This window comes from Pseudomonas sp. BF-R-19 (assembly GCF_019956445.1).
Lineage (GTDB): Bacteria > Pseudomonadota > Gammaproteobacteria > Pseudomonadales > Pseudomonadaceae > Aquipseudomonas > Aquipseudomonas fluorescens_BH.
On record NZ_JAHBDN010000027.1, the window covers coordinates 1 to 1,136 of the forward strand.

Below are 1,136 nucleotides of genomic sequence, written 5' to 3' on the forward strand. Positions count from 1 at the left end.
GGCAGCGAGCCGTCATCGCGCTGCGCGAGGCTACGGTTGCTTCGTGCCGAGGTGAACATCGAGAAGCCGGGCGCACCGCTGCGCTGGCGGCTGATCAAGTTCCCGCCCCGGTCGTACTCGAAGCGCTGGGTGTAATTGCGCCGTTGACTGGGGTCCAGCGGCGTGGGCAGCAGTGTCGGCAGGGCCGGGCCATGACTCGGCTGGCTGACCTCCCAGCCCCGGGCTTCGACCAGTTGATACAGGCTGTCGTAGCGGTAGCGGTTGATCGGCTCGATGCGCTGGCTGTTGAAATGGCTGACCGCTTGGGACTCGTCGAGCCGTTTGACGATATTGCCCGCCGGGTCGTAGACGTAGTTCAGGTCCTGCGAGGGCTTCTGATTTCCCAATGCCGCTACCAGCCGGATCAGCCGGCCGTCTTCGGCAGCGTATTCCGCGCGGATTGTCACACCATTGCCGGCGGTTTCGCGCTCGACCTGATCCTCGGCGTTGTAGCGAATGGCACTGACCAGACATTGCGGTGCGCGCCCTTCACCGGGCAATTGCAGCCAGACCTCACTCGGTTTGCCCGCCACGTCGTAACCAAAGGTGCGAACGTTGCCCATGGCATCGGTTTGTTCCTGTAGCTCGCCGGTGGGATTGAAGGTGTGGCGGGTGATGAATGATTGAGCTTCCAGGCACGCCTCGCGGTCATCGATTTCCAAGGGCCAATCAGGTGTTTCGAGGTCAGCGAGGAAGCGTCGATCTTCTACCAGCACGGCACCGGCAAGCCCATAGACGGGGAAGATTTGAGTACCCGCCGGATCGTCATGACGGATCAACTGCCCGCACTGGTTGTGTTCGGCGAAAGCCGGATCGGAATCTCCGTAGCTCAAGCGTTCCACTACACAAGGTCGTTCCCCCGCGGCCTGTTCCGTGACGGTGACGGACCGCTGTTGTTCGTCAAACTCGGTGTGACGCTGACTGCCTCGTGCATCCCAAAACGAACAGGGCGAACCGGCCTGATCCAGCACACTCAACTGCCAACCGGCATCGACGCTGTCCGTCAGCAACGGTTGCCCACTCAAGCCGTAGACCGTGGCCAGGTTCGGCTTCGGCGCCGTGCCCCACAACCGTGGGTCCCACGACTCGACCAAGCG

At 62.5% G+C, this 1,136-nt stretch carries 1 protein-coding gene; it reads right to left on the reverse strand.

Annotation, left to right across the window (positions count from 1 at the left end; all coding sequences use genetic code 11):
* Positions 1-1,136 (reverse strand): RHS repeat domain-containing protein (locus KGB28_RS01870; RefSeq protein WP_411740565.1); only part of this gene is annotated, 1,136 nt, incomplete at both ends.